This window comes from Kistimonas scapharcae (genome assembly GCF_039540975.1).
GTDB lineage: Bacteria > Pseudomonadota > Gammaproteobacteria > Pseudomonadales > Endozoicomonadaceae > Kistimonas > Kistimonas scapharcae.
The window spans coordinates 1-23,973 of the sequence record NZ_BAABFL010000080.1 but is presented as its reverse complement, the minus strand read 5'-3'; the positions used below and the strand labels follow the sequence as shown (position 1 = coordinate 23,973).

The 23,973-nt window shown below is 51.3% G+C and carries 23 protein-coding genes; 12 read left to right on the top strand and 11 right to left on the bottom strand.

The features are described from left to right. Nucleotides 1-65: 65 nt before the first annotated feature. Nucleotides 66-518: a hypothetical protein gene (locus ABD892_RS04500; protein ID WP_345194169.1), complete on the bottom strand. Its 453-nt coding sequence runs from the start codon at nucleotides 516-518 to the stop codon at nucleotides 66-68. Between the two features lie 152 nt (nucleotides 519-670). Between ABD892_RS04500 and purM the strand changes: the two genes are divergently transcribed. The 3 genes from purM (at nucleotide 671) to ABD892_RS04485 (ending at nucleotide 3,191) form a co-directional block, all read left to right on the top strand. Further along, nucleotides 671-1,717 (top strand): phosphoribosylformylglycinamidine cyclo-ligase, encoded by a 1,047-nt coding sequence (gene purM, locus ABD892_RS04495; RefSeq protein WP_345194168.1) that lies wholly within the window; start codon nucleotides 671-673, stop codon nucleotides 1,715-1,717. A 74-nt stretch (nucleotides 1,718-1,791) separates the two neighbouring features. Continuing rightward, complete coding sequence (gene purN, locus ABD892_RS04490; RefSeq protein WP_345194167.1) at nucleotides 1,792-2,460, top strand: phosphoribosylglycinamide formyltransferase; 669 nt, start codon at nucleotides 1,792-1,794, stop codon at nucleotides 2,458-2,460. Further along, on the top strand, nucleotides 2,457-3,191 hold the full coding sequence (locus ABD892_RS04485) for a DUF3108 domain-containing protein (RefSeq protein WP_345194166.1): 735 nt from the start codon (nucleotides 2,457-2,459) through the stop codon (nucleotides 3,189-3,191). The genes purN and ABD892_RS04485 overlap by 4 nt, the downstream gene beginning before the upstream one ends. A 42-nt stretch (nucleotides 3,192-3,233) precedes the next feature. Here ABD892_RS04485 and ABD892_RS04480 read toward each other — a convergent pair whose 3' ends face one another. Both ABD892_RS04480 and ABD892_RS04475 read right to left on the bottom strand, forming a co-directional pair. Then, nucleotides 3,234-4,085, bottom strand: a complete 852-nt coding sequence (locus tag ABD892_RS04480; RefSeq protein WP_345194165.1) for a hypothetical protein — start codon at nucleotides 4,083-4,085, stop codon at nucleotides 3,234-3,236. Nucleotides 4,086-4,239: 154 nt separating this feature from the next. After that, a complete protein-coding gene (locus ABD892_RS04475; RefSeq protein ID WP_345194164.1) occupies nucleotides 4,240-5,838 on the bottom strand; it encodes a hypothetical protein in 1,599 nt (532 codons plus the stop codon). A 230-nt stretch (nucleotides 5,839-6,068) separates the two neighbouring features. Here ABD892_RS04475 and gloA point away from each other — a divergent pair, with 230 nt between their 5' ends. After that, the gene (gene gloA / locus ABD892_RS04470) at nucleotides 6,069-6,473 is read left to right on the top strand and encodes a lactoylglutathione lyase (RefSeq protein WP_345194163.1); all 405 of its coding nucleotides are present in this window, start codon (nucleotides 6,069-6,071) and stop codon (nucleotides 6,471-6,473) included. A 61-nt stretch (nucleotides 6,474-6,534) separates the two neighbouring features. Here gloA and ABD892_RS04465 read toward each other — a convergent pair whose 3' ends face one another. Continuing rightward, on the bottom strand, nucleotides 6,535-7,752 hold the full coding sequence (locus ABD892_RS04465; RefSeq protein ID WP_345194162.1) for an argininosuccinate synthase: 1,218 nt from the start codon (nucleotides 7,750-7,752) through the stop codon (nucleotides 6,535-6,537). A gap of 300 nt (nucleotides 7,753-8,052) precedes the next feature. On the opposite strand from ABD892_RS04465, the gene pyrC reads away from it, so the two are divergent. The 3 genes from pyrC (at nucleotide 8,053) to ABD892_RS04450 (ending at nucleotide 11,535) form a co-directional block, all read left to right on the top strand. Further along, a complete protein-coding gene (gene pyrC / locus ABD892_RS04460) occupies nucleotides 8,053-9,093 on the top strand; it encodes a dihydroorotase (protein ID WP_345194161.1) in 1,041 nt (346 codons plus the stop codon). A gap of 115 nt (nucleotides 9,094-9,208) precedes the next feature. Next, nucleotides 9,209-9,811 (top strand): ribonuclease T, encoded by a 603-nt coding sequence (rnt, locus tag ABD892_RS04455; RefSeq protein ID WP_345194172.1) that lies wholly within the window; start codon nucleotides 9,209-9,211, stop codon nucleotides 9,809-9,811. 398 nt (nucleotides 9,812-10,209) lie between these two features. Next, on the top strand, nucleotides 10,210-11,535 hold the full coding sequence (locus ABD892_RS04450; RefSeq protein WP_345194160.1) for a Na+/H+ antiporter family protein: 1,326 nt from the start codon (nucleotides 10,210-10,212) through the stop codon (nucleotides 11,533-11,535). Nucleotides 11,536-11,585: 50 nt separating this feature from the next. Here ABD892_RS04450 and ABD892_RS04445 read toward each other — a convergent pair whose 3' ends face one another. The 3 genes from ABD892_RS04445 to ABD892_RS04435 form a co-directional block, all read right to left on the bottom strand. Further along, nucleotides 11,586-12,188, bottom strand: coding sequence for a peroxiredoxin (locus ABD892_RS04445; protein ID WP_211825805.1), 603 nt, complete (start codon nucleotides 12,186-12,188; stop codon nucleotides 11,586-11,588). 281 nt (nucleotides 12,189-12,469) lie between these two features. Continuing rightward, entirely contained in the window at nucleotides 12,470-12,826 is a 357-nt protein-coding gene (gene grxD / locus ABD892_RS04440; RefSeq protein WP_345194159.1) for a Grx4 family monothiol glutaredoxin, read from the bottom strand. 50 nt (nucleotides 12,827-12,876) lie between these two features. Beyond that, nucleotides 12,877-14,190, bottom strand: a complete 1,314-nt coding sequence (locus ABD892_RS04435) for an MFS transporter (protein WP_345194158.1) — start codon at nucleotides 14,188-14,190, stop codon at nucleotides 12,877-12,879. 409 nt (nucleotides 14,191-14,599) lie between these two features. On the opposite strand from ABD892_RS04435, the gene ABD892_RS04430 reads away from it, so the two are divergent. Continuing rightward, complete coding sequence (locus tag ABD892_RS04430) at nucleotides 14,600-15,634, top strand: ABC transporter ATP-binding protein (protein WP_345194157.1); 1,035 nt, start codon at nucleotides 14,600-14,602, stop codon at nucleotides 15,632-15,634. 15 nt (nucleotides 15,635-15,649) lie between these two features. Here the strand turns inward: ABD892_RS04430 and ABD892_RS04425 are convergent, their stop codons facing one another. After that, nucleotides 15,650-16,471, bottom strand: coding sequence for a M48 family metallopeptidase (locus ABD892_RS04425; protein WP_345194156.1), 822 nt, complete (start codon nucleotides 16,469-16,471; stop codon nucleotides 15,650-15,652). Between the two features lie 148 nt (nucleotides 16,472-16,619). Here ABD892_RS04425 and ABD892_RS04420 point away from each other — a divergent pair, with 148 nt between their 5' ends. Then, entirely contained in the window at nucleotides 16,620-17,378 is a 759-nt protein-coding gene (locus ABD892_RS04420; RefSeq protein ID WP_345194171.1) for a DeoR family transcriptional regulator, read from the top strand. A 134-nt stretch (nucleotides 17,379-17,512) separates the two neighbouring features. Next, nucleotides 17,513-19,063 (top strand): glycerol-3-phosphate dehydrogenase, encoded by a 1,551-nt coding sequence (glpD, locus tag ABD892_RS04415; RefSeq protein WP_345194155.1) that lies wholly within the window; start codon nucleotides 17,513-17,515, stop codon nucleotides 19,061-19,063. Nucleotides 19,064-19,081: 18 nt separating this feature from the next. On the opposite strand, the gene metE is transcribed toward glpD, so the two are convergent. Both metE and ABD892_RS04405 read right to left on the bottom strand, forming a co-directional pair. Then, nucleotides 19,082-21,355, bottom strand: a complete 2,274-nt coding sequence (gene metE / locus ABD892_RS04410; RefSeq protein ID WP_345194170.1) for a 5-methyltetrahydropteroyltriglutamate--homocysteine S-methyltransferase — start codon at nucleotides 21,353-21,355, stop codon at nucleotides 19,082-19,084. Nucleotides 21,356-21,586: 231 nt separating this feature from the next. Then, on the bottom strand, nucleotides 21,587-22,156 hold the full coding sequence (locus ABD892_RS04405) for a recombinase family protein (RefSeq protein ID WP_345194154.1): 570 nt from the start codon (nucleotides 22,154-22,156) through the stop codon (nucleotides 21,587-21,589). A gap of 246 nt (nucleotides 22,157-22,402) precedes the next feature. Between ABD892_RS04405 and ABD892_RS04400 the strand changes: the two genes are divergently transcribed. Then, complete coding sequence (locus ABD892_RS04400; protein WP_345194153.1) at nucleotides 22,403-23,134, top strand: type II toxin-antitoxin system death-on-curing family toxin; 732 nt, start codon at nucleotides 22,403-22,405, stop codon at nucleotides 23,132-23,134. Between the two features lie 129 nt (nucleotides 23,135-23,263). Continuing rightward, complete coding sequence (locus tag ABD892_RS04395; protein WP_345194152.1) at nucleotides 23,264-23,656, top strand: putative periplasmic lipoprotein; 393 nt, start codon at nucleotides 23,264-23,266, stop codon at nucleotides 23,654-23,656. A gap of 41 nt (nucleotides 23,657-23,697) precedes the next feature. Here ABD892_RS04395 and ABD892_RS04390 read toward each other — a convergent pair. Beyond that, nucleotides 23,698-23,973, bottom strand: a 276-nt coding sequence (locus ABD892_RS04390; protein ID WP_345194151.1) for a hypothetical protein, incomplete at its 5' end; no start/stop codon positions are given.

Sequence of the window (23,973 nt, the reverse complement as noted above, 5' to 3'; positions counted from 1 at the left end):
CCATGACACGTCTCCTAACCCAAGGAAAACCAGTGTCGTAAGTTTAGACGGGAGAATGGCTTATGTTAGGTGGTAATCAGGAACTTATATCCCAGGCTCTTCACTCGCTTTTCAAACAGCATGTACAACCAGTTTCCATCATCTGAAAAACAACAGTCACGCATGCGTCCATCACCAAGCATTTGACCAGGTGGAAGGAAAACTTCCGGCAAAGAACCTTCTTTTTCCAAAGACAATGTATTCTCTAAAAACCACGCTTGCTTGACTTTAAAGTGCTCGGCACGTCGTTTTCGAATCACCCTGTCATGACGCGCCTGTTTTACCCTTAACTCATTGAGCCTGCGATTTATAATAGTGACCGATAGGTTAGTTCGATCTGCCGCGGGATTATCTGTTTCTCTATGTATGTGCGTATTCTGCTGTTGTTCATATCCGCCACCATTTTTCCTAACACCACTTGCCATACCCTTACCTGAATAAAAAGCCTGAAATGATTTAAAAACCAAGACATCAACCAACCACCAATCCTGCTATTGATTCATATACCCTGACATGGTTCCAAACACACGTGACAATCATGCTGACAACGAACACATAGCCATCCCCAGCAACCGTTGCTACAATACCGCCGCCTTCCAAACCTGTACGAATGAACCAGACAGGCCCACTGATGACCAAGTCTTCCCAGTCTCTGAGTTACAAAGACGCCGGCGTGGATATTGATGCCGGCAATGCCCTGGTGGAACGTATTAAGCATGTGGCGAAACGCACCCATCGCCCGGAAGTGATGGGCGGACTCGGCGGGTTCGGCGCCCTCTGCGAAATCCCGGCCGGCTACAAGCAGCCAGTGCTGGTCTCCGGCACTGACGGTGTCGGCACCAAACTCCGCCTCGCCACGGACCTTGGCAAGCATGACACCATCGGTATCGACCTCGTCGCCATGTGCGTCAACGACCTGATTGTCTGTGGCGCAGAACCCCTCTTTTTCCTCGATTATTATGCGACCGGCCACCTGAACGTGGACATCGCCGCCAGCGTTGTCACCGGTATCGGCCAGGGCTGTGAACAGGCCGGCTGCGCACTGGTCGGCGGTGAAACCGCTGAAATGCCCGGCATGTACGAGGGTGAAGATTACGATCTGGCCGGTTTCTGCACCGGCGTTGTGGAAAAATCCGACATTATTGACGGTTCTGCCGTGAGACCGGGCGACGCCCTGATCGCACTGGCCTCCAGCGGCCCTCACTCCAACGGCTACTCCCTGATCCGCAAGATCATCGAAGTCAGCCAGGCTGACCTGACCGCCGAAGTCGACGGCCGTCCGCTGGCTGACGCGCTGCTGGAACCCACCCGGATCTATGTCAAGCCGCTGCTGAACCTGATCAAGACCCACCCAGTCAACGCCCTCAGCCATATCACCGGTGGCGGCCTGCTGGAAAATATCCCCCGCGTGTTGCCTGAGGGAACCAAAGCCGTTATCAATACTCAAAGCTGGCAACGGCCTGCCGTATTTGAGTGGCTTCGTGAGCAGGGCAACGTCGATGAGCGGGAAATGTACCGCACCTTCAACTGCGGTGCCGGCATGATTATCGCCGTTCCCGAAGCAGCCAAACAGGATGTCATCACTTTCCTCTGGGAACAGGGTGAGACTGCCTGGGAAATCGGTACGATCGCCAACTGCGAAGCCGGCGATGAACAGGTCGAACTGGCCGGACTGTAAGAAGGGATCAGAGCCGGCCACTATGCCGGCTTCTGATAGCGCTGACACTTCCTCTTTTTTCACGTGCAGGACTCATGACCCGTAACGTTTTATCCGTTGTTGTCCTTGTCTCCGGCAATGGCAGCAACCTGCAGACTCTGATCGACCAGCAGGCAGACCTTGGCATTCGCATCAGCGCCGTTGTCAGTAATCGTGACGATGCTTATGGACTGGTCCGGGCCAGGGAAGCGGGTATTCCCACTATTACACTGAATCATCAGCAATATGCCGACCGGGAAGTCTATGATGCCGCACTGATTCAGCAGATGGATCAGCACAACCCGGAGCTGGTTGTACTTGCAGGCTTCATGCGCATACTGACACCAACTTTCACCCGCCATTACCATGGTCGCATGCTCAACATTCATCCATCCCTCCTGCCCAAATACAAAGGTTTGCACACCCATCGCCGGGCACTGGAAGCAGGTGATACCGAACACGGCGTCACTGTTCATTTTGTCACAGAAGAGCTGGATGGCGGCTCACCGGTTATTCAGGCTAGAGTACCGATCACAGACACTGACACCGAAGACACCCTGCAACAGCGCGTGCATGCCCAGGAATACCGGATTTACCCCCAGGCGGTCGCCTGGTTTGCAGAAGGACGCCTGAAGCTGATCAACAATCAGGCCTTCCTTGATGATGCTGCATTACCCGTCACTGGGTATGATTACCCTGTTGAAGAAACAGCGGAACTGTCATGAAACACCTGCTACTGGCCAGCCTGCTCGCGACTTTCCCCATCACCGGCATGGCGGCTGCCGCACAGGCACCCCAAGCCTTTGAAGCCAGCTATTCCGCTACTATGGGTAACGTACCCATGGATGGCACGGCGGAACGCAAACTTATCAGACAGCCCGATGGCACCTGGCAGCTCACCTTCAATGCCGAGATGCTGTTCTACAGCTTTTCCGAACAGAGCCGGTTCAAGCTGGATGAGAAAAACCGTATCCAACCGATCAGTTATCAACTGAGTAAAGGGGCTCTGGGCAAGAACCGACAGGCATCGGTTAACTTCGACTGGAAACGCAAACAGGCCGACAGCCGGGAAGACAATGACCAGTGGGAACTGGCCATCCACCCCGGCGACCTGGATAAAATCAGCTACCAGCTACAACTGCAGGAAGACATGCGCCAGGGGCGCAAAGACCTTCATTACCAGGTGGTCAATGAAGATGAACGGGATGATTACCAGTTCCTTGTAGAAAAAGAAGAAATTCTCCAGACTCCCTTGGGCCCGGTTAAAACCATCCGCCTGAAAATGCAGCGCGATAATAACAAACGCCAAACCTGGATATGGTTGGCGAAAGAATGGAGCTACATGCTGGTCAAGCTTCGGCAGGTAGAAAAAAATAAGGAGTACGTGATTTCATTAAAAGAGGCATCTATCGAAGGTAAAGCACTTGAGCCAACCCAGACAGTTAAAAAACAATAACCCGCCAAAACAGTCAGTCCTATCGCAAGAATTATGGCATACCTACACCTCATCTCTACCTACAGGTACAAACAGATTATAAACATGCTGATAGCAATGTTCAGGATTTGGATAGGGCCTTAAGAATTCATCATGTGAAGGGAAATCACGAATAATAGCGTCTGCAAGAGTGTAAAGCATATAGCCAAACCAAAAAACACTGCTAACTGGAAGAACAACCACAAAGGTACAGACAAATACCAAACTACCAAGCATTATTGCCAAAGGATAAAGGCAGCTTGAAATATCATATAAATATGTACTCACCCCTCTAGCACATTTGAAACTAACAAATGCTGAATAGGCTGCTCCCACCACTATAGAAACGACTGAACTGAACAGTAAACAGAATGGCATCAGGCAAATGAATTTCAAGCTCCCACAACACAATGACATACACTCTTCATCATTACCCTCCCCAACATCATCATCCTGAGAACTTACAGATCCTTCAGATGATGACTCCAATGGATCTTCGAGTGGTTCTACTGGATTATTCTGTGGTGCTTGATTCATTGCAGCATGCAACAATGCATTCTGTAACATCAGTAAAAAATGCTGTTGAATGAACTGGATCAAGTTATCCTGATTTTCCGGTTGCTGAAACAACCCCATAAAGTCATCTTCTATCTTCTTTCTTGGACCACCACCAACTCCAGTAGGATCAACATCGAAAGGCTTTTCCTCTTCCGTTGTTGTTACACGAAAATCTTCAATAATCTTATCACCTGTAACTTGTTGCCCATCACTTCTTTCGCCAAGATGCCTCTTAGATGATATAGTCTGCTTGCCGTCTAAAGGTAAACCAACGCTACTTCCGCCACGCCCAACAAAGTTATTAAAAGTCGCCCTCATAACAAACCCACTTCGTAAAAATTCACCAGAACGCAAAAAACTAAAACAACAAAACACACCTATTTAAAAACCGAAAAACCAACAATAAAAAACACAATAATGAAACTAATCATCAAACATTTACCAACACATAAATCATAAGACCATTATGTTATTACAGTTGAATAATAACCTCGTTCGCTATTCTCTGCTCAAAGTCGGGATAAAGCGCCTTAACCTGGTCCATGACGGGTTCAAAATGCTTTTCTAGCGCCGCACCTAAACGGCATCGCTTTTCAAAGTCATCTTTTATTTTCCTCACTTGCTCGGCCACTTCAGCAAAACCAAAATGTTTAACCTTATTTTCTATATCGCGCCGTGCTCCCTCATCAACAACCACATGAACCATTTGCATTTCCCCAAAGTCTTCTTCATCTATCTCTGTTTCAAGAGGCTCTTTCAGTTTTTGGAAAAACAACAAGATAGGCTGTACCTTTTTATCATCAAGATATTTAACCCTTTCTTTACTTTCAACACCCCCAACACCGGTATCAATACCACAGTATCGCCTTAATGATGAAAGCCCCCATTCATACATATGATGAAAGGTATCCCAGAACTGGCGTAATCCATAATGCTCAGGCTTAAAAAACAGGCATCTATTACCATGACGATCCCTATAATCAACAAACAAAACATGCCTGTGATTTTCTGGCAAGAAAGTACCTTCATCCAAATCATATCCATAGTGATTATTTGCATCGGTTTCCTTTGTAAGATGCGAAGAAGGACGCCGGTAGTGGCCATTGTCTGGATACTTAAGAAACTCAATCAGGTTTTCAATATTCTTTCCATACAATCGATATGCACCATCTGTAAATCGGTTTTTCGCATTCTGATATAAACAGTTACAAACATCCTGGATAATAAATTTCGTGGCAGCTCGCAACGCTTCTTTCCGAGCCGCTTCAACATTCAAAGGCTCTTTAAAAAAGACTTCGACGATCGCATTTTTCACACTCACCTCTAAAGGACCATCGTCAGAAGCTTTAATAGCTTCTCGCATTTGCTGAACACTTCCGTAGTCTCTTTTAACATCCAAGCGTTCAATTTCTTGAAACAAGTTATCAAGAAATTGATCCACCCATCCTTTCTCATCTACAATATTTCTCAAATAAAAATAACCACGCCTGACTCCCTCACTCCATTTATCTTTATCAAGGACTTCACCACCTGTAAACCCAAGTGCACGAAACTCCTGTATATCATCATCAGTCACCTTAGGTTCTGAGAGTCTGACAGTATTATCTTTTGCGCCAGCCTCAATTACGACCTCATCCAGCTCTGTTATTTCACCATCACTGCTTGAATGTAATGTTTCAGCACCCAACTCAGAAGGCTCTTGCAAATGCTCCTCCAACACTATGACAAATGATTCTGTTACATGATTATCACTGGACGCAGCTCCATTAGAGTCTGAGCCATTGGAATTGCCACAACCTGCTTGAGCACTACACTCCCCCCTTTCCTTAAGAAGACCCTGATGCACAACCACTATATCTTCATCTTCGAGCGAAGAAGTACTACGAGAACGAAGACTGGTGTCAGAGCTCCTTCTTTGCTCAAGTCTTATTGTCTCCGTTTGCTCTTCCGGTATACCAACACTTCTCCCCCGGAAACAACCTGTAATCAAATGCCAAATATTATGGCAACAATCTGCCGCCATTCCCAAACAAGCCCGTAAGCAATCATACATATAAGCACCACCATTCATGCAATAAACAAGATAACCCAGAGTCCGTCATAATGAATATGACTTATCAGCCAACTTAATAACCGCCTATGAAATAACCTTTATTCGGTCATTGCAGTAACTTACCGGTTTACAAAAACAACAATTTTCGTCAAAAAACTTTATGTCTGGAGCTTTAAGACTCAGACCGTTACCTAAATGGCATACTTCCTTGTAAACTCCCGTCACAATCCCTGACACGAGAAAAACTGATGAGACTACTGCACACCATGCTGCGGGTCGGTGACCTTGACCGCTCCATTGCCTTCTATCGGGATGTGCTGAAGATGCAGCTGCTCCGCCAGTCGGAAAACACAGAGTACCAGTATACTCTGGCCTTTCTGGGCTATGGCGACGAAAGCCAGGGCGCTGTGATTGAACTGACCTATAACTGGGGCACCGAGAGCTACGATCACGGCAACGCCTTTGGCCATATCGCCATCGGTGTCGATGACCTGTACGGTACATGCGAAGCAATTCGCGCAGCCGGCGGCAATATCACCCGGGAACCGGGTCCGGTTAAGGGTGGCAAAACCGAGATCGCTTTTGTTGAAGACCCGGATGGTTATAAGATCGAACTGATCCAGATGACACATGCCGGGCAAGGACTCGGCTGAACAGACAATAAAAAAGGCCCTTAAACGGGCCTTTTTACTTAGAACATGTCACTAGACAACATTAATCCAACAGGTTTCTGCCTTTACCCGCGGCAATGCGCAAACGCAATGCGTTGAGCTTAATAAAGCCTGCGGCATCCGCCTGATCGTAAGCACCGGCATCGTCTTCAAATGTCGCGATACTTTCATCAAACAGAGACTGCTCAGATTCCCTGCCAACAACGGTGATATTGCCTTTATACAGCTTGATCCGCACCCGACCACTGACATTGACCTGGGATTCATCGATCATCTGCTGCAACATGCGTCGCTCTGGCGACCACCAGTAACCGTTATAAATCAGCTTGGCGTAGCGCGGCATCAGTTCATCTTTCAGGTGTGCCACTTCACGGTCCAGCGTGATGGACTCAATCGCCCGATGCGCCTTCAGCATAATGGTGCCTCCGGGTGTCTCATAACAGCCCCTGGCCTTCATACCAACATAGCGGTTCTCGACAATATCCGTTCTACCCACACCATGCTCACCACCCACTTTATTCAGGTAGGCCAGTACTTCAGCCGGTGTCATGTCATTACCATCAATGGCTACGATATCACCGCTACGGTATGTGAGCTCCAGATACGATGGCGTGTCGGGCGCTGCCTCCGGCGATACACTCCAGCGCCACATGTCCTCTTCCGGCTCCGCCCAGGGATCTTCCAGAATGCCGCCTTCATAGGAAATATGCAGAAGGTTGGCATCCATGGAATAGGGTGACTTACCCTTCTTACGCTCCACGGCAATACCATGGCGGTCACAATAGGCCAGCAGCTTTTCACGGGAATTCAGATCCCATTCCCGCCAGGGAGCGATCACCTGAATACCGGGCTTGAGCGCATAAGCACCCAGCTCAAAACGCACCTGGTCATTCCCCTTACCCGTGGCACCGTGGGAAATGGCATCCGCACCGGTTTCACTGGCAATCTCAACCAGCCGCTTGGCAATCAACGGACGGGCAATGGAGGTGCCCAGCAGGTATTCCCCTTCATAGATGGTGTTCGCCCGGAACATGGGAAAAACATAGTCTCGGACGAACTCTTCTCGCAGGTCTTCAATGTAGATTTCTCGGATGCCGAGGGCTTCGGCTTTGGCGCGTGCAGGTTCGACCTCTTCACCCTGGCCCAGGTCGGCCGTGAAGGTGACCACTTCACAGTGGTAGGTATCCTCAAGCCACTTCGCTATCACAGAGGTATCGAGACCTCCTGAGTAAGCGAGTACAACCTTGCTGATATCTTTCATTAAAGACTGACTCCGATCGACTTCTCGTTTAAACGTTGTAATTCTCTGCGTCGGGGCGGCCATTCTACCCCGCTCTCCGCCTGAAAGCATAGAGCCTGCCGCGGGAAACCCCGAATATCAGCGAGATTTACGACTGTTTTTTACCAACTCCTCCCTTATTTGAACCAATCACGGCATAAATGCATCGTTTGCCGGTAACCAACCGGTTAACCCTGTATACCTTTCAGACGATGCTTCGGGTAAGATTCGCCCGACCAGTTACCCGCCTCCCAATGGCTCCAGAGACAGGCTTTTGCGTCAATGACAGAACGATTGCAGATTACCCGCCCGGATGATTTCCACCTCCACCTGCGAGACGGCAAGGTTCTGAAAGAGACCGTGGCCGCCAGCGCTCGGGATTTTGGCCGGGCGATTATCATGCCCAACCTGCGCCCCCCCGTAACCACCGCACAACAGGCGACCGAGTATAAAGCCCGTATCAACGAGCACATCCCTGCGGGCAGTGCATTCCAGCCATTGATGACGCTCTACCTCACCGACAACACCACTGCGGCGATTGTCAGCGAAGCGAAAGCCATGGGCGACGTGTATGCACTGAAACTGTATCCGGCTGGAGCCACCACCAATTCCGACGCCGGTGTCACCTCCCTGGAAAAAATTTTCCCGGCGCTGGAGGCAATGATTGATAACCACCTGCCATTGCTGGTGCACGGCGAGGTCACCGAGAATCACATCGATATCTTTGATCGGGAAAAGGTGTTTATTGATCGCCACTTACTGCCGCTGGTTGATCGTTATCCGGAACTGAAGGTAGTGATGGAACACATCACCACGAAGGAAGCCGCGCAGTTTGTCGCAGGAGCCTCTGACAATATTGCAGCAACCATTACACCTCAGCATTTGCTCTATAACCGCAATCACATGTTGGTTGGCGGCATCAAACCACATTTCTACTGCCTGCCCATCCTGAAGCGAAACATCCACCAGGAAGCCCTGTTGCAGGCTGCTACCAGCGGCAGCCCCAAGTTCTTCCTGGGCACGGATTCTGCGCCCCACGCCAAAGGGGCGAAGGAAAGCAGTTGTGGTTGCGCCGGTTGCTTCTCCGCATTTGGCGCCATGGCGTTTTATGCCGAGGCCTTTGAATCCATGAATGCGCTGAATCGCCTGGAAGCTTTCAGCAGCCATTACGGCGCTGATTTCTATGGACTGCCGCGCAATACCGATACCATCACCCTGGTCAGACAGACCGTGGATGTACCGGCTTCCCTGCCGCTGGGTGACGAGGAAGTCGTTCCCCTGAAAGCAGGTGAACAGTTACACTGGATGGTGGAAAGCGTTTAGACATAGCGTCAAACCATGCAATACCTCCGGACTGCAACAGCGCAGTCCGGCTCTCTCAGTTAACAATTAAGGCATTGGTGTGAGTAACGAGGAATACAACCGTTCACATTCCCCCATGGCGGACCGCTTCCGTGGTTTCCTACCGGTTGTCATTGATGTAGAGACCGGCGGCTTCAACGCCAAGACCGATGCCCTGCTGGAAATAGCCGCCATTACCATTGGTATGGACGAAAACGGCTACGTCATGCCGGAAGATGAAATTGCCTATCATGTGAAACCGTTTGACGGCGCCAACATTGAAAAGGCAGCGATTGAATTCATCGGGATCGACCCTTTTCATCCGTTGCGCATCGCGCATCCGGAACAGGAAGCACTGACTAACATCTTTAAGTCTGTGCGCAAGGCCGTTAAACGGTATGGCTGCTCTCGCGCCATTCTGGTGGGCCATAACGCCACTTTCGACCTGGGCTTTGTCAACGCCTGCGCAGAACGGAATGACATCAAGCGCAATCCGTTCCACCCGTTCTCCTGCTTTGATACGGCGACGCTTTCAGGTCTTGCTTACGGCCAGACCGTACTGGCGCGCGCCTGTGATGTGGCCGGTATTCGCTTCGACAAAAACGAAGCGCACTCCGCCCGGTATGACACCCGGAAAACCGCCGAACTGTTCTGCACCATCGTCAACCGCTGGAAAGAACTGGGCGGCTGGAACGACTGATTACCCCTCCTCACCGAACGCTCTGAGCCGCTAGCCAGAGCGTTTTCTTTCTCAAAAAATTCTGACAAAAACCTTGCAGAGCTGCCGCCGTTCAGGTTATTTTTCCAGCAACTGCAGCCGCAGTTCAGTCCAGATACACTATTACCGAGACAATAAGATGCTAATACTCTTTGACTCATACTGCTCACCCCTAACGGTCACTTCTGAATCTGCCTGTTCTGCCTGCCTGCACCATTCCCACCTGCACCACCATCATCACTGAAACCCACGTTTCAAGCGGATTCTGTTATCTATCCTGACAGTTTCCGACAGCTATACTGCCCGTGTCACCGCATAAGCTGATGCATAATTAAGAACACGGCGGCAACCCAAACATTTAAGACCTGAAGGTTTGACCCATGAACGCAGTGATTGTTGCGGTGGTCATCATGCTCTCCCTGAGCCTGATGCGCGTAAACGTGATTTTAGCCCTTTTCCTGGGCGCTTTGGCCGGCGGCCTGACCGGTGGACTCAACCTGGAAGAGACCCTGTCCGCCTTTGGCGCGGGGCTGGGTGGCGGTGCCAGCATCGCCCTGAGTTATGCATTACTCGGAGCCTTCGCCATGGCAATCTCCCGCTCCGGCATTCCTGAAGCGCTTGCTGGCGGCATCATCAAGCAAATGGATAAGGCGAAGGAAAATGGCAATCCTCGCCTGATCAGGTTTGGCTTACTGGGCAGCATCATGCTGATGGCAATCGCCTCCCAGAACCTGATCCCCGTCCACATCGCCTTTATACCGATCCTGATCCCTCCGCTGCTAAGTGCCTTCAGCCGCATGCAGCTGGATCGACGCCAGGTGGCCTGTGTGATCACCTTTGGCCTGACGGCTACCTATATGCTGTTTCCGGTCGGTTTCGGCAATATTTATCTGAATGAAATCCTGGCCGCCAACCTGAAAACCAATGGCCTTGATACCACCGGATTCTCCATGTCCAGCGCCATGGTCATTCCGGTAATCGGTATGTTCCTGGGTATGCTCACGGCAGTGTTCATTACCTATCGCAAACCAAGAACTTATCGTATTCATGAAAGAACGACCGCCTCTACCCAGGATACACCTCCGGTATCCAGAAAAAATGCGCTGATTACAGGACTCGCCGTCGCACTGGCTCTGACTGCACAACTGCAAACCGGCTCCATGAGCCTTGGTGCCCTGGTGGGCTGCATGACACTGGTCATTGGCGGTGTCATCTGCTGGCGCTCAGCCGATGACGTGTTTGTACAGGGTATGAAAATGATGGCCTTCTGTGGCTTTATCATGATCACTGCCGCCGGATTTTCTGAAGTGCTCAGAACCACAGGTGCAGTACCCCAGCTGGTTAACGCTATCGGTGAAATGATTCAGGGAAATAAAGGGCTGGCTGCATTCATGATGCTACTGGTAGGCCTGCTGGTCACCATGGGCATTGGCTCATCCTTTTCGACCGTACCGATCATTGCAACACTGTATGTGCCTCTCGGCCTCTCCCTGGGGTTCTCACCACTGGCTGTTGCGGCTCTGGTTGGCACATCCGGTGCATTGGGCGATGCCGGCTCACCCGCATCCGATTCCACCATCGGCCCCACTGCCGGCTTGAATGCTGATGGCCAGCACGACCACATCAGGGATTCTGTTATCCCGACATTCATCCACTACAACCTGCCACTTCTGGTGTTCGGCTGGGTTGCTGCAATGATCCTATAAACAAGAAAGCCCTGCTATTGCAGGGCTTTTTTTAAGTATTGAACAATCAATTACAGTTCGTCAGCATTCTCTGACAGGTAAGCAGCAACACCATTCGGGTTGGCCTGCATCCCTTTCTTGCCTTTTTCCCAGTTAGCCGGGCAGACTTCGCCGTGCTCTTCGTGGAACTGCAGGGCATCAACCAGACGCAGCAGCTCGTCAATGTTACGACCCAGCGGCAGGTCATTCACGATCTGGGCGCGAACAGTACCTTCCTTGTCGATCAGGAAAGCGCCACGGAACGCTACACCACCTTCGGATTCAACGTCATACGCCTTGGCGATGTCGTGACGCATGTCAGCGGCCAGCGTGTAACCCACTTGGCCAATACCACCCTTATCGACCGGGGTATTACGCCATGCGTTGTGGCTGAAGTGGGAGTCAATGGAAACACCGACGACTTCAACGCCTTTTTCCTTGAACTGCTCAATACGGTGATCCAGTGCAATCAGCTCTGAAGGGCAGACAAACGTGAAGTCCAGCGGATAGAAGAACACCAGGCCGTATTTGCCCTTGATGGCTTCCGCAAAGTTGTACTCGTCGACGATCGTGCCGTCAGCCAGCACTGCAGGAACCGTGAAATCAGGTGCTTTCTTACCTACCAATACGCCCATTGAGATTCTCCATCAGTATTGATCAACTGGACCGACAAGGATTACCCCTACCGGCCCGGGACAAAAGAGCTACATCATATACCCTGCACCGAAGATCGCCTACCGCCGACACCGGAAATCCTGATAGAAATTTTATCTCTGCCTGATAGAAAAATTTAATCGACAGAAACCAGAAAAGGAATGGGGGGAAACAGGAGGAAGAAAAACGAGCAAAAAACACAACAACAATGGCCCAAAAAGGAACCGGCTACCCCATTGGAATAACCGGTTGCAGACAGGGATTACGCCTGTCCTGCACTGTCAGTGGGTTCTGACTCATCCTTCACAGCAGCCTTGATCATTGACTGCAGCTCACCCTTCTCGTACAGGTCTACGAGGATGTCACTGCCACCGACCAGCTCACCCTTGATCCAGAGCTGAGGAAAGGTCGGCCAGTTCGCATATTTCGGCAGGTTGGCACGAATTTCCGGATTTTCCAGAATATCCACATACGCGAACTTCTCACCACAGGCGATCAGAACCTGAACCGCGCGTGAAGAAAAGCCACACTGCGGCATTCTCGGGGATCCTTTCATGTACAGCAGGACATCATTGTCGGCTATCTGCTGTTTAATCTGTTCTATCACGTCCTCTGACATGTATTACCTCTGGTCTTGGGTATATAAATCAGTGCGAATTATAACCTTCATCAGCGGATACAGTTCAACCACTTCCCTCTGACAATCCAGACATGGGCATGACGCAACCGTCGTGCCGGGCGTTTCGGCCGCTGCTCATTGATCAGAAAACATAACGGAATGGACAGCAGCATACAGGCCAGCAATGGCAACATCGCCACCTGGTAGGACGTCGCATCTAGCGTTCCCTGGCTGGCCAGCGCCCGATCCAGCAACCAACCGGAGACCGGCTGAAACAGCGGAGATCCGAGCAACATCAGGGCATTGAGCAACGCGATGGCTGTGGCCCGAATCCGGGAGCAAACCACATTACGTACTGCGCCATAAACCAAAGCATAGGAGCCTGAAGCCAATCCCATAAAAAAGAGTATTGCGGACATCCCCAGCAGTGACAGCGGCTGGTACATCACCACCCACATAGCCACTGCCACCAGCACAGCTCCACCGACCAGTACCGGTTTATTCTTACCTGTCAGACTGGCCATCATGCCACATAGCGGTGTACCGACTGCCAGCCCGAGAAAAATCAACGCAGTGCCTTCCGCCACCTGACGCGGACATTCCGGATACAAACTGTTGAGGTAGGGAATACACCACAGCTGGGCAAAACTGCTGATCAGCGCGTAAATGACACCGCCATAAAAGGCACAGATCCAAAAGACCGGCAGGTGCATCAATTTACCCAACGTATCGACCAGCCCCAACGCCTGGGGATCGCTTTCATCGGGATCGTTCAGGTTCTTATCCCTGGCAAAGGCAGGCCTGTCCCGAACAAACAAGGCTATCGCTATGGCAATGGCAGCCGCAAGAACCGCCATGTCCAGAAATGCTGACCGCCACTGTCCGTCATAGGTTTCCAGCATCACACTGCCAGCCCCACCACCCAGCATGGCCACCATCTCGATAATACCGGCAATCAGGGGAAACCAGGCCGCCGGATACCAGTTACCCGCCAGGTACATACATCCCGTAATTCCCGCTGCGGCGGCCACACCCATCAACATGCGCCCCAGCACCGCCATCTGCCAGGTGTCAGCCCAAGAGAACAACAGACAACCCAGGGTAATGGCCAATAGCGCTACAAACATGGCCCATCGCGCACCCCAACGGTCAATCATTAAGCCTGCCGGCACCTGGCAAACCATATAGGTACACACAAAGGCACTGGATATAAAACCGATCTGGGCCGGGGAAATGGAGAGGTCATCCATCAGCGCCGGGACAAACATCCCTGGTGCGCCCTGTAACATGAATTGAAGGAAACAAAACAGTGATGCGGTACCGCATACCAGTGCGGCACGCCACCCCGCTCTTTTGCCAGTCATGATCACACTCCAGCGTGCGAACAACTTGCATTGATACTTGACAGGTTACCCGGATCACATCCAGCCACCTGCAACCCGCTACGTGTCAACAAACTTTAAATAGGCAATGCACGCAGTGCGGATAAGTATATTCACGGATTAAAAATCAGCCGCATATGAAAAACGCATAAGCTTAGGCCACCTTGCCAGCAACAATGCATAACCTTCCCCCGGCTCTCCCCACCCGCAAAGGAAGCGATCTTTTACCAGACAGTTCAAGCCACTTAACACGCACCTATCCACCATGGATAATTGCCATCTCTCCCCCTGCCGATTACCATCAACGCCAACTCATGCGGCGAGCCACGGCTTATCCAAAACAGCTGATCAACGCCTGAGCCCGGCACTCTGAACGACATTACGGAACTCCATGACGCCACACCTGCTCACCGTCGATACTCTATCCTGCCATTACGGCAGCCATGCCGCTGTTGATGCTGTCAGTTTTGTGATTGAGAAAGGTGAAGCAGCCTGCCTGCTGGGTCCAAGCGGCTGTGGCAAAACCACGACCCTGCGCGCCATTGCCGGTTTTGAACGGATCACTGCCGGCAGTATTCTGCTCGCCGGCACCGCGCTGTCGACACCAGATTTCCAGATTCCCCCGGAGAAGCGCCATCTGGGCATGGTGTTTCAGGATTATGCCTTATTCCCTCACCTGACCATCAGGGACAATATCGCCTTCGGGATTCACAAACAGGCAAACTGCAAGGCAACGGTTGATCGTCTGCTGGATCTGACCGGACTCACCGCCATGGCCAAGCGTTATCCGCATGAATTGTCAGGAGGGCAACAGCAACGGGTTGCGCTGGCCCGCGCCCTCGCCCCGGAACCACGCCTGCTACTGTTGGACGAGCCGTTTTCTAATCTGGATGCCGAGCTGCGCACCAGTCTCGCCCGTGAAGTACGAGATATTCTCCAGGCGGCACAGATCAGCGCAATCCTGGTCACCCATGACCAGGATGAAGCGTTTTCTTTTGCTGACAAGATCGGCGTGATGCACAACGGCAAGCTCCTGCAATGGGATACGCCAGAAAATCTCTATGATGCACCAGCCACGGCTTTTACGGCCCGCTTTATTGGTGAAGGATGCCTGATTCCCGGTAAAGTCATCGACGGACACATCAAAACCGAGCTTGGCTCACTGCCAAACCCGCATTCCCACCCTGAGAACCGCACTATCGAAGTACTTGTCCGACCGGACCATCTCAGTCTGGAAACCCAGAGCCCTTACAAAGGCCAAGTCGTACGGCGTACTTTTCAGGGAAGCCATACCCTGTTACATATAGCGTTACCTTCAAGCCAGGTCATTACTGTGACAGTACCGGGGAAAACATCCCTGAACTCGGGCGATGAAACAGGGCTCAGACTGAACGAGGAAGTTTTGTCAACCTACCTCGTTGACTGACTCCCGGACACGGCATCAGGACGAATAATTGCGCGCCTGATGATAAAGAGGCATGACCTTTGGGATATAGTGACGTAAGCCTTCAATACGCGTTTCCGTCGCCGGATGCGTACTCATGAACTCCGGCGGCTGATCACCTCCCTGCCTGGCCATTTTCTGCCACAGAGTGACGGCCGCCTGCGGGTGGTAACCGGCACGGGCCATCAGCTCAAGGCCGATGATGTCGGCTTCCGCTTCCTTTTCACGGCTGTTGGGTAAGGTCAAGGCATACTGGACGACATTGTTGGCCAGTCCCATCACATTGCCATCCAGCCCCAGCAGTGCGCCAACGGCCCCCCTCCCAAGCTCCACCGCATACGCTTCGGACATCGCCTCACGACCATGTTCTCGTAACGCATGCGCCATTTCATGCCCCATAATGGCAGCAATTTCATCATCGGTGAGCTTGAGACGATCAATGATCCCGCTGTAAAACAGGATTTTCCCCCCGGGCATGCAACTGGCATTCATCACATCGCTCTGGATGACATTCACTTCCCAGCGCCATTGCTGGGCATCCACCCGAAACGCCCGGGTTTCATCGACCAGGTTGGCGGCAATGCGTCGTAGCCGCTTCAGGGTAGCATCGTCCGTGTTCAGGGTTTTCTTACCGCCGGCCTCTTTAATGGTGTTGTGATAGGCTGCAGCAGACATGGTATCCACCTGCTCCGCGCTCAGCAGGGCGAACATCCGCTGCTCCCGCTGAACACCCACCACCCCACTGTCAGTGGTATTAATCGTCTGGCATCCCACCAGCACCAACAGCAGCAAACCCGCAAAAACTGTTTTGATTCTCATGCCCTTACCCTGACACATTCTCTTACCCGCACGTATTCCCACAGCCACATGCAACAGTTATTTATTCGATGACAGTAATGCTACCATGAACCTCAGCCCCCTGCCGGGCAGAACCCACGCCACCCCAGACCGGAAACGATACACCTGTATGGACCATTTCGACCGCCGCACCGCCATTCTCGACTACATCACCGGCAGTGGCTACGCCACCATTGACGAACTGGCCCAGCACTTTCATGTCACACCTCAGACCATCCGCCGTGATATCAATCAGCTCGCCAATGAGGGAAAGCTGAAACGCTATCACGGTGGTGCAGGCATTGATTCGTCCATCCAGAACACGGATTACAATGACCGGGTCTCCCAGTCTTCCAACCAAAAGCAGCGGATCGCCGCAGCCGTGGCAGCTGCCATCCCGAACCATTGTTCGCTGTTCATCAATATTGGTACCACCACCGAAGCCATCGCTCAGGCACTGCTGGAACACCGCGGCCTCAGGGTCATTACCAATAATATCCATGTTGCCACGATTCTCAGCCAGAAAGATGATTTTGACATCCTGCTGACCGGCGGCACCGTCAGAGGGGATGGCGGTCTGGTCGGTCAAGCGACCGAGGATTTCATTGAACAGTTCAAGGTGGATTTTGGCATCCTCGGCATCAGCGGTATTGACGAGGATGGCTCCCTGCTGGATTTCGATTACCAGGAAGTCCATGTTTCCCGCGCCATTATGAACAACTCACGGCAGCTGTTCCTGGCGGCGGATCATTCCAAGTTTGGCCGCAACGCGGTTGTGAGACTGGACACTATCACCCGCTTTCACCGCGTGTTTACTGATTGCAAACCCTCAGTGTCCATCTGTCAGCTGCTGGATGAGCACTGCGTCCAGCTAACCCTGGCAGACTGATTACCCGGATCCCTATTCCTTTTTCGTTATTTATTGTTCAGAAACGATTGAGTTTTCACTCACAATTTCTAAAATGAACATATAATTTTCGTTTATGAACACTAAATTTTCTAATTCGAAAACGGAATCCAACCATGCAGGCTGTCGAACAACCGGGAATAACGGCTGAAAACCCTCTGGATATGGTCATCATTGGCGGTGGCATCAATGGCGTAGGCATTGCCCGCGATGCCGCCGGACGAGGCCTGAGTGTTTTGCTTTGCGAACAGGCCGACCTGGCCTCCGCCACCTCATCCGCCAGCAGCAAACTGATTCATGGCGGCCTGCGCTACCTGGAACATTATGAATTCAGGCTGGTTCGTGAAGCATTAAGGGAACGGGAAGTGGTTTTGAAAAGTGCCCCTCACCTGGTGCAACCCATGCGTTTCCAGCTCCCCCATGCGCCTCATCTGCGCCCTGCATGGATGATCCGCTGCGGCCTCTTTCTTTACGACACCCTGGCGCGCCGGGAAGTCCTGCCCGGCTGCCGCACCGTCAAACTGGACGAAAGCTCACCGCTGAAACCAGCTTTCAAAACCACATTTGAATATTCAGATTGCTGGGTCGATGATGCCCGGTTAGTCATCTGCAATGCGATTGCCGCCCGGGAAAAAGGCGCCCAAATCCTGACCCGAACCCGCTGCACGGGCGCTAAACGCCTTGAAGGCACCAACCCCTGCTGGGAAATAGCGCTGACTCGGGATACCGGGGAAACCGTTCTTTACTACGCCAGAAGTCTGGTCAATGCTGCCGGCCCCTGGGTGGCCAATGTCATAGAAAACCAGCTGCATTTACAGCCGGAATACGGCATTCGCATGATCAAGGGCAGCCATATCGTTGTTCCCAGGTTACATGATCAGCCCCATGCCTATATCGTGCAAAACAAGGATCGTCGTATTGTGTTTGTGATCCCGTGGCTGGATAAGTATTCCATCATCGGTACAACCGATATGGAGTACGAAGGGGATCCTGCAAAAGCGGCCATTTCTGACAATGAAGTCCAGTATCTTCTCACGCTGGTTAACGACAGCTTCCGTCAACAATTGACCAAAGCCGATATTGTCCACACCTTCTCCGGCGTGCGTCCGCTGTGTAACGATGAATCCAGCGATCCATCCGCCATCACCCGGGACTATACGCTGACTGTCAGCGATAAAAACGGCAATACGCCACTGCTTAACGTCTTTGGCGGCAAGCTGACCACCTACCGGAAATTGGCCGAGGCAGCGCTGAAGAAGCTGTCGCCATGGTTCCCTGACATGAAACCAATATGGACGGCTGAATCTCCTCTGCCCGGTGGTGAATGCGCTGATATCGCAACCTGTGCCAGCGAACTCGCTGAAACTTATCCCTGGTTACCCGAATCAGTACTACAGCGCTACCTTGGCACCTATGGCGCACGCAGCAAAAACCTGCTTCAGCACAGCCAGTGTCTGGACGATCTGGGGGAACACTTTGGTAATGGTTTGTATGCCCGGGAAGTCGACTACCTGGTTGAACAGGAATGGGCGGTGACAGCTGACGACATTCTCTGGCGCCGAACCAAGACCGGAATAGAAATGCCGGCAATCCAGGTGAAACGTTTAAGCCAATACCTCGCAGGTCACAAGACCATGCCCTATGACGCACTGAAACCGGCCTCCTGACCGGTTTCTGCGACAACCTCAAACCGCCTCTATCACCTCATGCTCCTCACGCAGGGTCTGGGCAACGGAAACCATCTGTGCCAGAGCCTGCTCAACCTCAGGCCACTGCCGTGTTTTCAGGCCGCAGTCCGGGTTAACCCATAATCTCCGGGCGGGAATCCTCTCCTCCGCTTTATGCAGTAGTTCCCGCATCCACTCAGCATCGGGCACATTCGGTGAATGAATATCATAGACACCCGGCCCGATTTCATTGGGATAAGCAAAGTCCTTGAATACATCCAGCAATTCCATGTCAGAACGGGAGGTCTCGATCGTAATAACATCCGCATCCATGGCTGCAATCGCTTCGATAATGTCGTTGAACTCGCTATAACACATATGGGTATGAATCTGTGTATGGTCATCCACACCAGACGCAGCAATCCGGAAGCAGTCCACCGCCCAGCCCAGATAGGCCTGCCATTCTGCACGCCGTAATGGCAAACCTTCCCGGATCGCAGGTTCATCAATCTGGATAATACCGATGCCCGCACGTTCCAGGTCCAGCACTTCATCACGCAATGCCAGCGCCAACTGCCGACAGGACGTCTCTCGCGACACATCCTCCCGAGGAAATGACCAGCACAGGATAGTGACCGGCCCGGTCAGCATGCCCTTGACGGGTTTCTCAGTGCAGGATTGGGCAAAGGTCGTCCACTCCACAGTCATGGGTCCGTTGCGATAGATATCCCCGACAATGATGGGCGGTTTGACACAGCGAGAGCCATAACTCTGCACCCAACCGTTACGGGTAAAGGCAAAGCCTTCCAACTGCTCACCAAAGTATTCGACCATGTCATTCCGTTCAGCCTCGCCATGGACCAGCACATCCAGCCCCAACGCCTCCTGTCGTGCAATAACGGAGGCGATTTCCTCCTCCATCAAACGCACATAAGCGCTTTCGTCCAACTCCCCCTTACGGAAACGGTTACGATTCGTCCGAATGTCCGCGGTCTGGGGAAAGGAGCCAATGGTCGTTGTCGGATACAGCGGCAAACCAAACCGATCATGCTGCGCCTTCGCACGCTTATTGTAGGACGAGCGTCGCTCACACATAGCCGACGTTATCTGGCTGACCCGCTGTTGCACCTGCTGATCATGGATACGCTGGGCGCCGACGCGCGCGGCCTGTGCCGCATCACTGTCGGCCAACAACAACTGATCGTCTTCTCGCCCATTGCCACTTACCAGACGTCCCAGGGCAGCAATCTCATGCAGCTTCTGCACACTGAACGCCAGCCAGTGTTTAACTTCGGCATCCAGTTCGGTTTCAAACGTCAGATCGACAGGACTGTGCAGCAACGAACAACTGGCAGACACCCAGAGCCGTTCGCCAACACGCTGATAGGCACGCTCCAACAGTGTCAGTGAAGCCCGCAAGTCATTACGCCAGACATTGCGACCATTCACCACACCCAGCGACAGCACTTTATAAGCCGGCAGGCGGTCAAGGATGGCATCCAGTTGTTCAGGCGCCCGAACGACATCAATATGCAACCCATCCACCGGCAGGTTAACCGCCAGCCCCAGGTTGTCATCCAGATGACCAAAATAGGTAGCCAGTAACGTCTTGCAGCCGGCCCCCTGCAGCCGGTTATAGGCGGATTCGTAGGCCTGCTGCCACTCTGCCGGAAGATCCAGCACCAGTGCAGGCTCATCCATCTGAACCCACTCAATCCCCAGCGCCTGCAGGCGATGCAGCAATTCAGCATACACAGCCAGCAAGTCCGGCAGCAGGGTTAACCGATCGAAGGTCTCACCTTTTACCTTACCCAGCCAAAGGTAAGTAACAGGACCAAGCAAGACAGGCTTGACCTGATAACCTTCAGCCTGCGCCTCGGCGATTTCTGCAAACAAGTTATCCGTATCCAGCGAGAACGTCTGGTCAGCGGTAAATTCAGGGACGATGTAGTGATAATTGGTATCGAACCATTTGGTCATTTCACAGGCCGCCGCCGGTTGGCCGCTAGGTGCCCGCCCCCGCGCCATACGAAACATCGTGTCCAGGGAGGAAGATGATGCCGCACCGCCATTACTAAAACGCGCCGGTATCACGCCAAACATCATGGAATGGTTCAGCACATGGTCATACCAGGCAAAATCGCCCACCGTTACAACATCAAGACCTGCAGCCTCTTGCTGCTGCCAGCGGGTGGCACGCATCGCCTGACCAGCCGCCATCAGTGCCGCCTGATCTATCTTTCCAGCCCAATAGGCTTCTACCGCACGCTTTAATTCTCGTTGTGCACCAATCCGGGGAACCCAACACCATAGTTATATATAATTATTTGATTTACATGTCTGTGCACCTACTTGCTCCTCCTGTCAGCCCCCACCATTGAAGAAACTTTCTGGTTTTGCCGTGGTCATACTCTTGGTCAGTCAATCAACAAAGATGTGTGACATGCAAACGATCTTCTACGTTGGCTTCGGCCTGCTTTTGCTCTTCATGGCAATTCAGCCATGGGTATAAATAAACCGGCACTAGGCCGGTTCTTTCTCCTTATCAGCTTTCTGCAGTCGTTTGACCGTCGCCGTCGATATTCCGAGGTGTTCAGCTACATCGGCAATACTCATGGTCTGCCTGAGTTTCCTAATTGCTTCCGGATCGTGTGACCTCGGCTTGCCCTTGTACTTGCCTTCGGCCTTGGCTCTGGCAATACCGGCCTTCTGCCGTTCAAGCATCTTCCGCCGTTCCATTTCCGCCACCTTGCTCATGATCGTGACTAGCAGTTCACCTGCATCGGAAGCCAGGTCAACGCCAAGTCTGGTAATGATGATGTTGACGCCTGCATCCTTTAGCGTGGTGATGGTCTGCTGCACATCAATAGCATCCCGACCCAGCCGGTCAATATCAACCGTCACCAGCGTATCACCGTCTCGCAGGTAGTTGACCATTGACGCAAAGCCTGGTCTTTCCAGCGCCTTCACTGTGCCGCTAATGCCGTTGTCTGAAAACTCACGGTCAATATTGTAGGTTGCCGACAGTTCCCGTCGCTGATTCTCAATGGACTGGTCAGTCGTGCTGACCCTGTAATAAGCCACTGTTGCCACTTATGCGCCTTCCTGATTATTGCCTGCCTGGCTCGTATAGGTTGGCTCAATGATAAGGCTGGCTCATTAGGTTTTCAACGACTTTATTGCGCCATATTGGTAAGGATTCCAGAGGTGGGTTCGGATGGCTCAATAGGCCTTGCCTGAACGCGCCAACTTTCCGTATACCTGCATCATATCGTCTCGTATAATAACTAAATATTATTTTTAAAATTTTTTTTATAGCGGTAGAGAATGGCGAATTTCATGGACACTGATCAGGTTATCTTCATCCACGATTATTTGACTAAGTTTTTTGAAGCGAGTGACGACCCTGTCTCACCACCAGGAATAAAAAATCGCGAATTACTGGAATCTGCTATTGCTCGGCCGTTTATGACCTGTAACGGTGAATTCTTACATAAAGGTGTATTCAGACAGGCTGCCACACTGTTCCATGGCATCATCAGCAACCACACATTCCATAACGGCAATAAACGAACGGCATTACTAGCAACAACTACCTTCTTGGGTGATAACGGGTATTGGGTTACGCAACCTACTGACGAAGAATTGTTTGAATTTACTCGTAGGGTGGCGGCACACGAACTTGTTGATGACCGCGGCAATGAGGTTGAGGCAATAGCAATATGGTTGCAAGAAAATTCAAGACGCAGAACTTCACAGGAACAGCAACTTAACCTGAGACAGCTCAGAGAACTTTTGTCAGTTTTTGGTTATGAGTTGTCGGAAACATCTGGTCGCACCATAGAAATTTTAAAGGGTGGTGAAGTTAAGACGAAAATCCGTCAAAAAGGTGCAAAAGGACAAGAAAACTATGACAAACAGTATGTACGTGGCATACGTAGAAGACTTAAGTTGACTTACGAGTATGGTATAGACAGCTTCACTTTTTATAACGGCCATGGCTTTGATAAGCACTTAAATACGTATATGAAAATTCACGGAAAAGTAATGAGGGAACTGGCAAAAATATAACTTGTATCAAGTATAAAAAATTCAGTTATTTTTTCATTGGCCAGAGACTCTATTAGGTCAATGACGGATACAAATGGCCGGCAAGGTCAGGTATAAAGCACATGGTCAACTTGTCCCAGGAAGTAAACCATGAAACGCCTTGTCCCAACATTGCTGGCCGTACTCTTTCTGGCTGGCTGTGCTGTCAACAAACCGCTGCCGGTCGAACCGGTGAAGCTGGCCGGTATGGAGTTCTATCCAGTCGATAAAACTCTTGGTTACGGTTTGACATGCAATTCTTACAGTTCAAGATTTGACATGAATTACATGTGCCTATCTGGACACAATTTTTTCATCCAAAAAATGTATGATGGCTCGCTTCTTACTTCTGAAAAAGAACGATCAGATTTAGTACAAGGAAATATTAACGATCTAAATGTTTCTTTATCAAAGAAGAAGAATAAGCCAGTTATTATCAAATCAGATGACCCAAATGTCAGGATTTTCAAATTGTCTAACCCTGACAGGTACATTGTCATGTAAGCGCTTAGTGAAATACACCTTGAGGTTGGAAAACACCTTCATTACGTATCTGAATCAGGGTTATACCATTGTACACTTTCATCATTTGAGACCTCAGACCACGCATCACCAAGATACTTTATCGCTTCATCATGCCCATCCCACGAATCGTCATTATCATTAAAACTCAATAGTTCTGTAGCTTGAGGTGATTCAGATGTAGGGTTATTCATATCCTTGTGGCACTGTTCAATCGCCAGTTCAACTTCCTTGTCGTTGCAGGGAGTGCCTTCATCCCCGGAGCGGCCTTTGCGCAGATTCAGAAAGATCGCCAGCGC

Coding starts and splice junctions, on each gene's coding strand:
- ABD892_RS04465 (WP_345194162.1), bottom strand. CDS start 7,752: ATGAAAGATATCAGCAAGGTTGTACTCGCTTACTCAGGAGGTCTCGAT.
- ABD892_RS04480 (WP_345194165.1), bottom strand. CDS start 4,085: ATGAGGGCGACTTTTAATAACTTTGTTGGGCGTGGCGGAAGTAGCGTT.
- purM (WP_345194168.1), top strand. CDS start 671: ATGACCAAGTCTTCCCAGTCTCTGAGTTACAAAGACGCCGGCGTGGAT.
- ABD892_RS04450 (WP_345194160.1), top strand. CDS start 10,210: ATGAACGCAGTGATTGTTGCGGTGGTCATCATGCTCTCCCTGAGCCTG.
- glpD (WP_345194155.1), top strand. CDS start 17,513: ATGCAGGCTGTCGAACAACCGGGAATAACGGCTGAAAACCCTCTGGAT.
- purN (WP_345194167.1), top strand. CDS start 1,792: ATGACCCGTAACGTTTTATCCGTTGTTGTCCTTGTCTCCGGCAATGGC.
- ABD892_RS04435 (WP_345194158.1), bottom strand. CDS start 14,190: ATGACTGGCAAAAGAGCGGGGTGGCGTGCCGCACTGGTATGCGGTACC.
- rnt (WP_345194172.1), top strand. CDS start 9,209: ATGGCGGACCGCTTCCGTGGTTTCCTACCGGTTGTCATTGATGTAGAG.
- grxD (WP_345194159.1), bottom strand. CDS start 12,826: ATGTCAGAGGACGTGATAGAACAGATTAAACAGCAGATAGCCGACAAT.
- pyrC (WP_345194161.1), top strand. CDS start 8,053: ATGACAGAACGATTGCAGATTACCCGCCCGGATGATTTCCACCTCCAC.
- ABD892_RS04395 (WP_345194152.1), top strand. CDS start 23,264: ATGAAACGCCTTGTCCCAACATTGCTGGCCGTACTCTTTCTGGCTGGC.
- ABD892_RS04420 (WP_345194171.1), top strand. CDS start 16,620: ATGGACCATTTCGACCGCCGCACCGCCATTCTCGACTACATCACCGGC.
- gloA (WP_345194163.1), top strand. CDS start 6,069: ATGAGACTACTGCACACCATGCTGCGGGTCGGTGACCTTGACCGCTCC.
- ABD892_RS04445 (WP_211825805.1), bottom strand. CDS start 12,188: ATGGGCGTATTGGTAGGTAAGAAAGCACCTGATTTCACGGTTCCTGCA.
- ABD892_RS04425 (WP_345194156.1), bottom strand. CDS start 16,471: ATGAGAATCAAAACAGTTTTTGCGGGTTTGCTGCTGTTGGTGCTGGTG.
- ABD892_RS04485 (WP_345194166.1), top strand. CDS start 2,457: ATGAAACACCTGCTACTGGCCAGCCTGCTCGCGACTTTCCCCATCACC.
- ABD892_RS04475 (WP_345194164.1), bottom strand. CDS start 5,838: ATGAATGGTGGTGCTTATATGTATGATTGCTTACGGGCTTGTTTGGGA.
- ABD892_RS04430 (WP_345194157.1), top strand. CDS start 14,600: ATGACGCCACACCTGCTCACCGTCGATACTCTATCCTGCCATTACGGC.
- ABD892_RS04400 (WP_345194153.1), top strand. CDS start 22,403: ATGGACACTGATCAGGTTATCTTCATCCACGATTATTTGACTAAGTTT.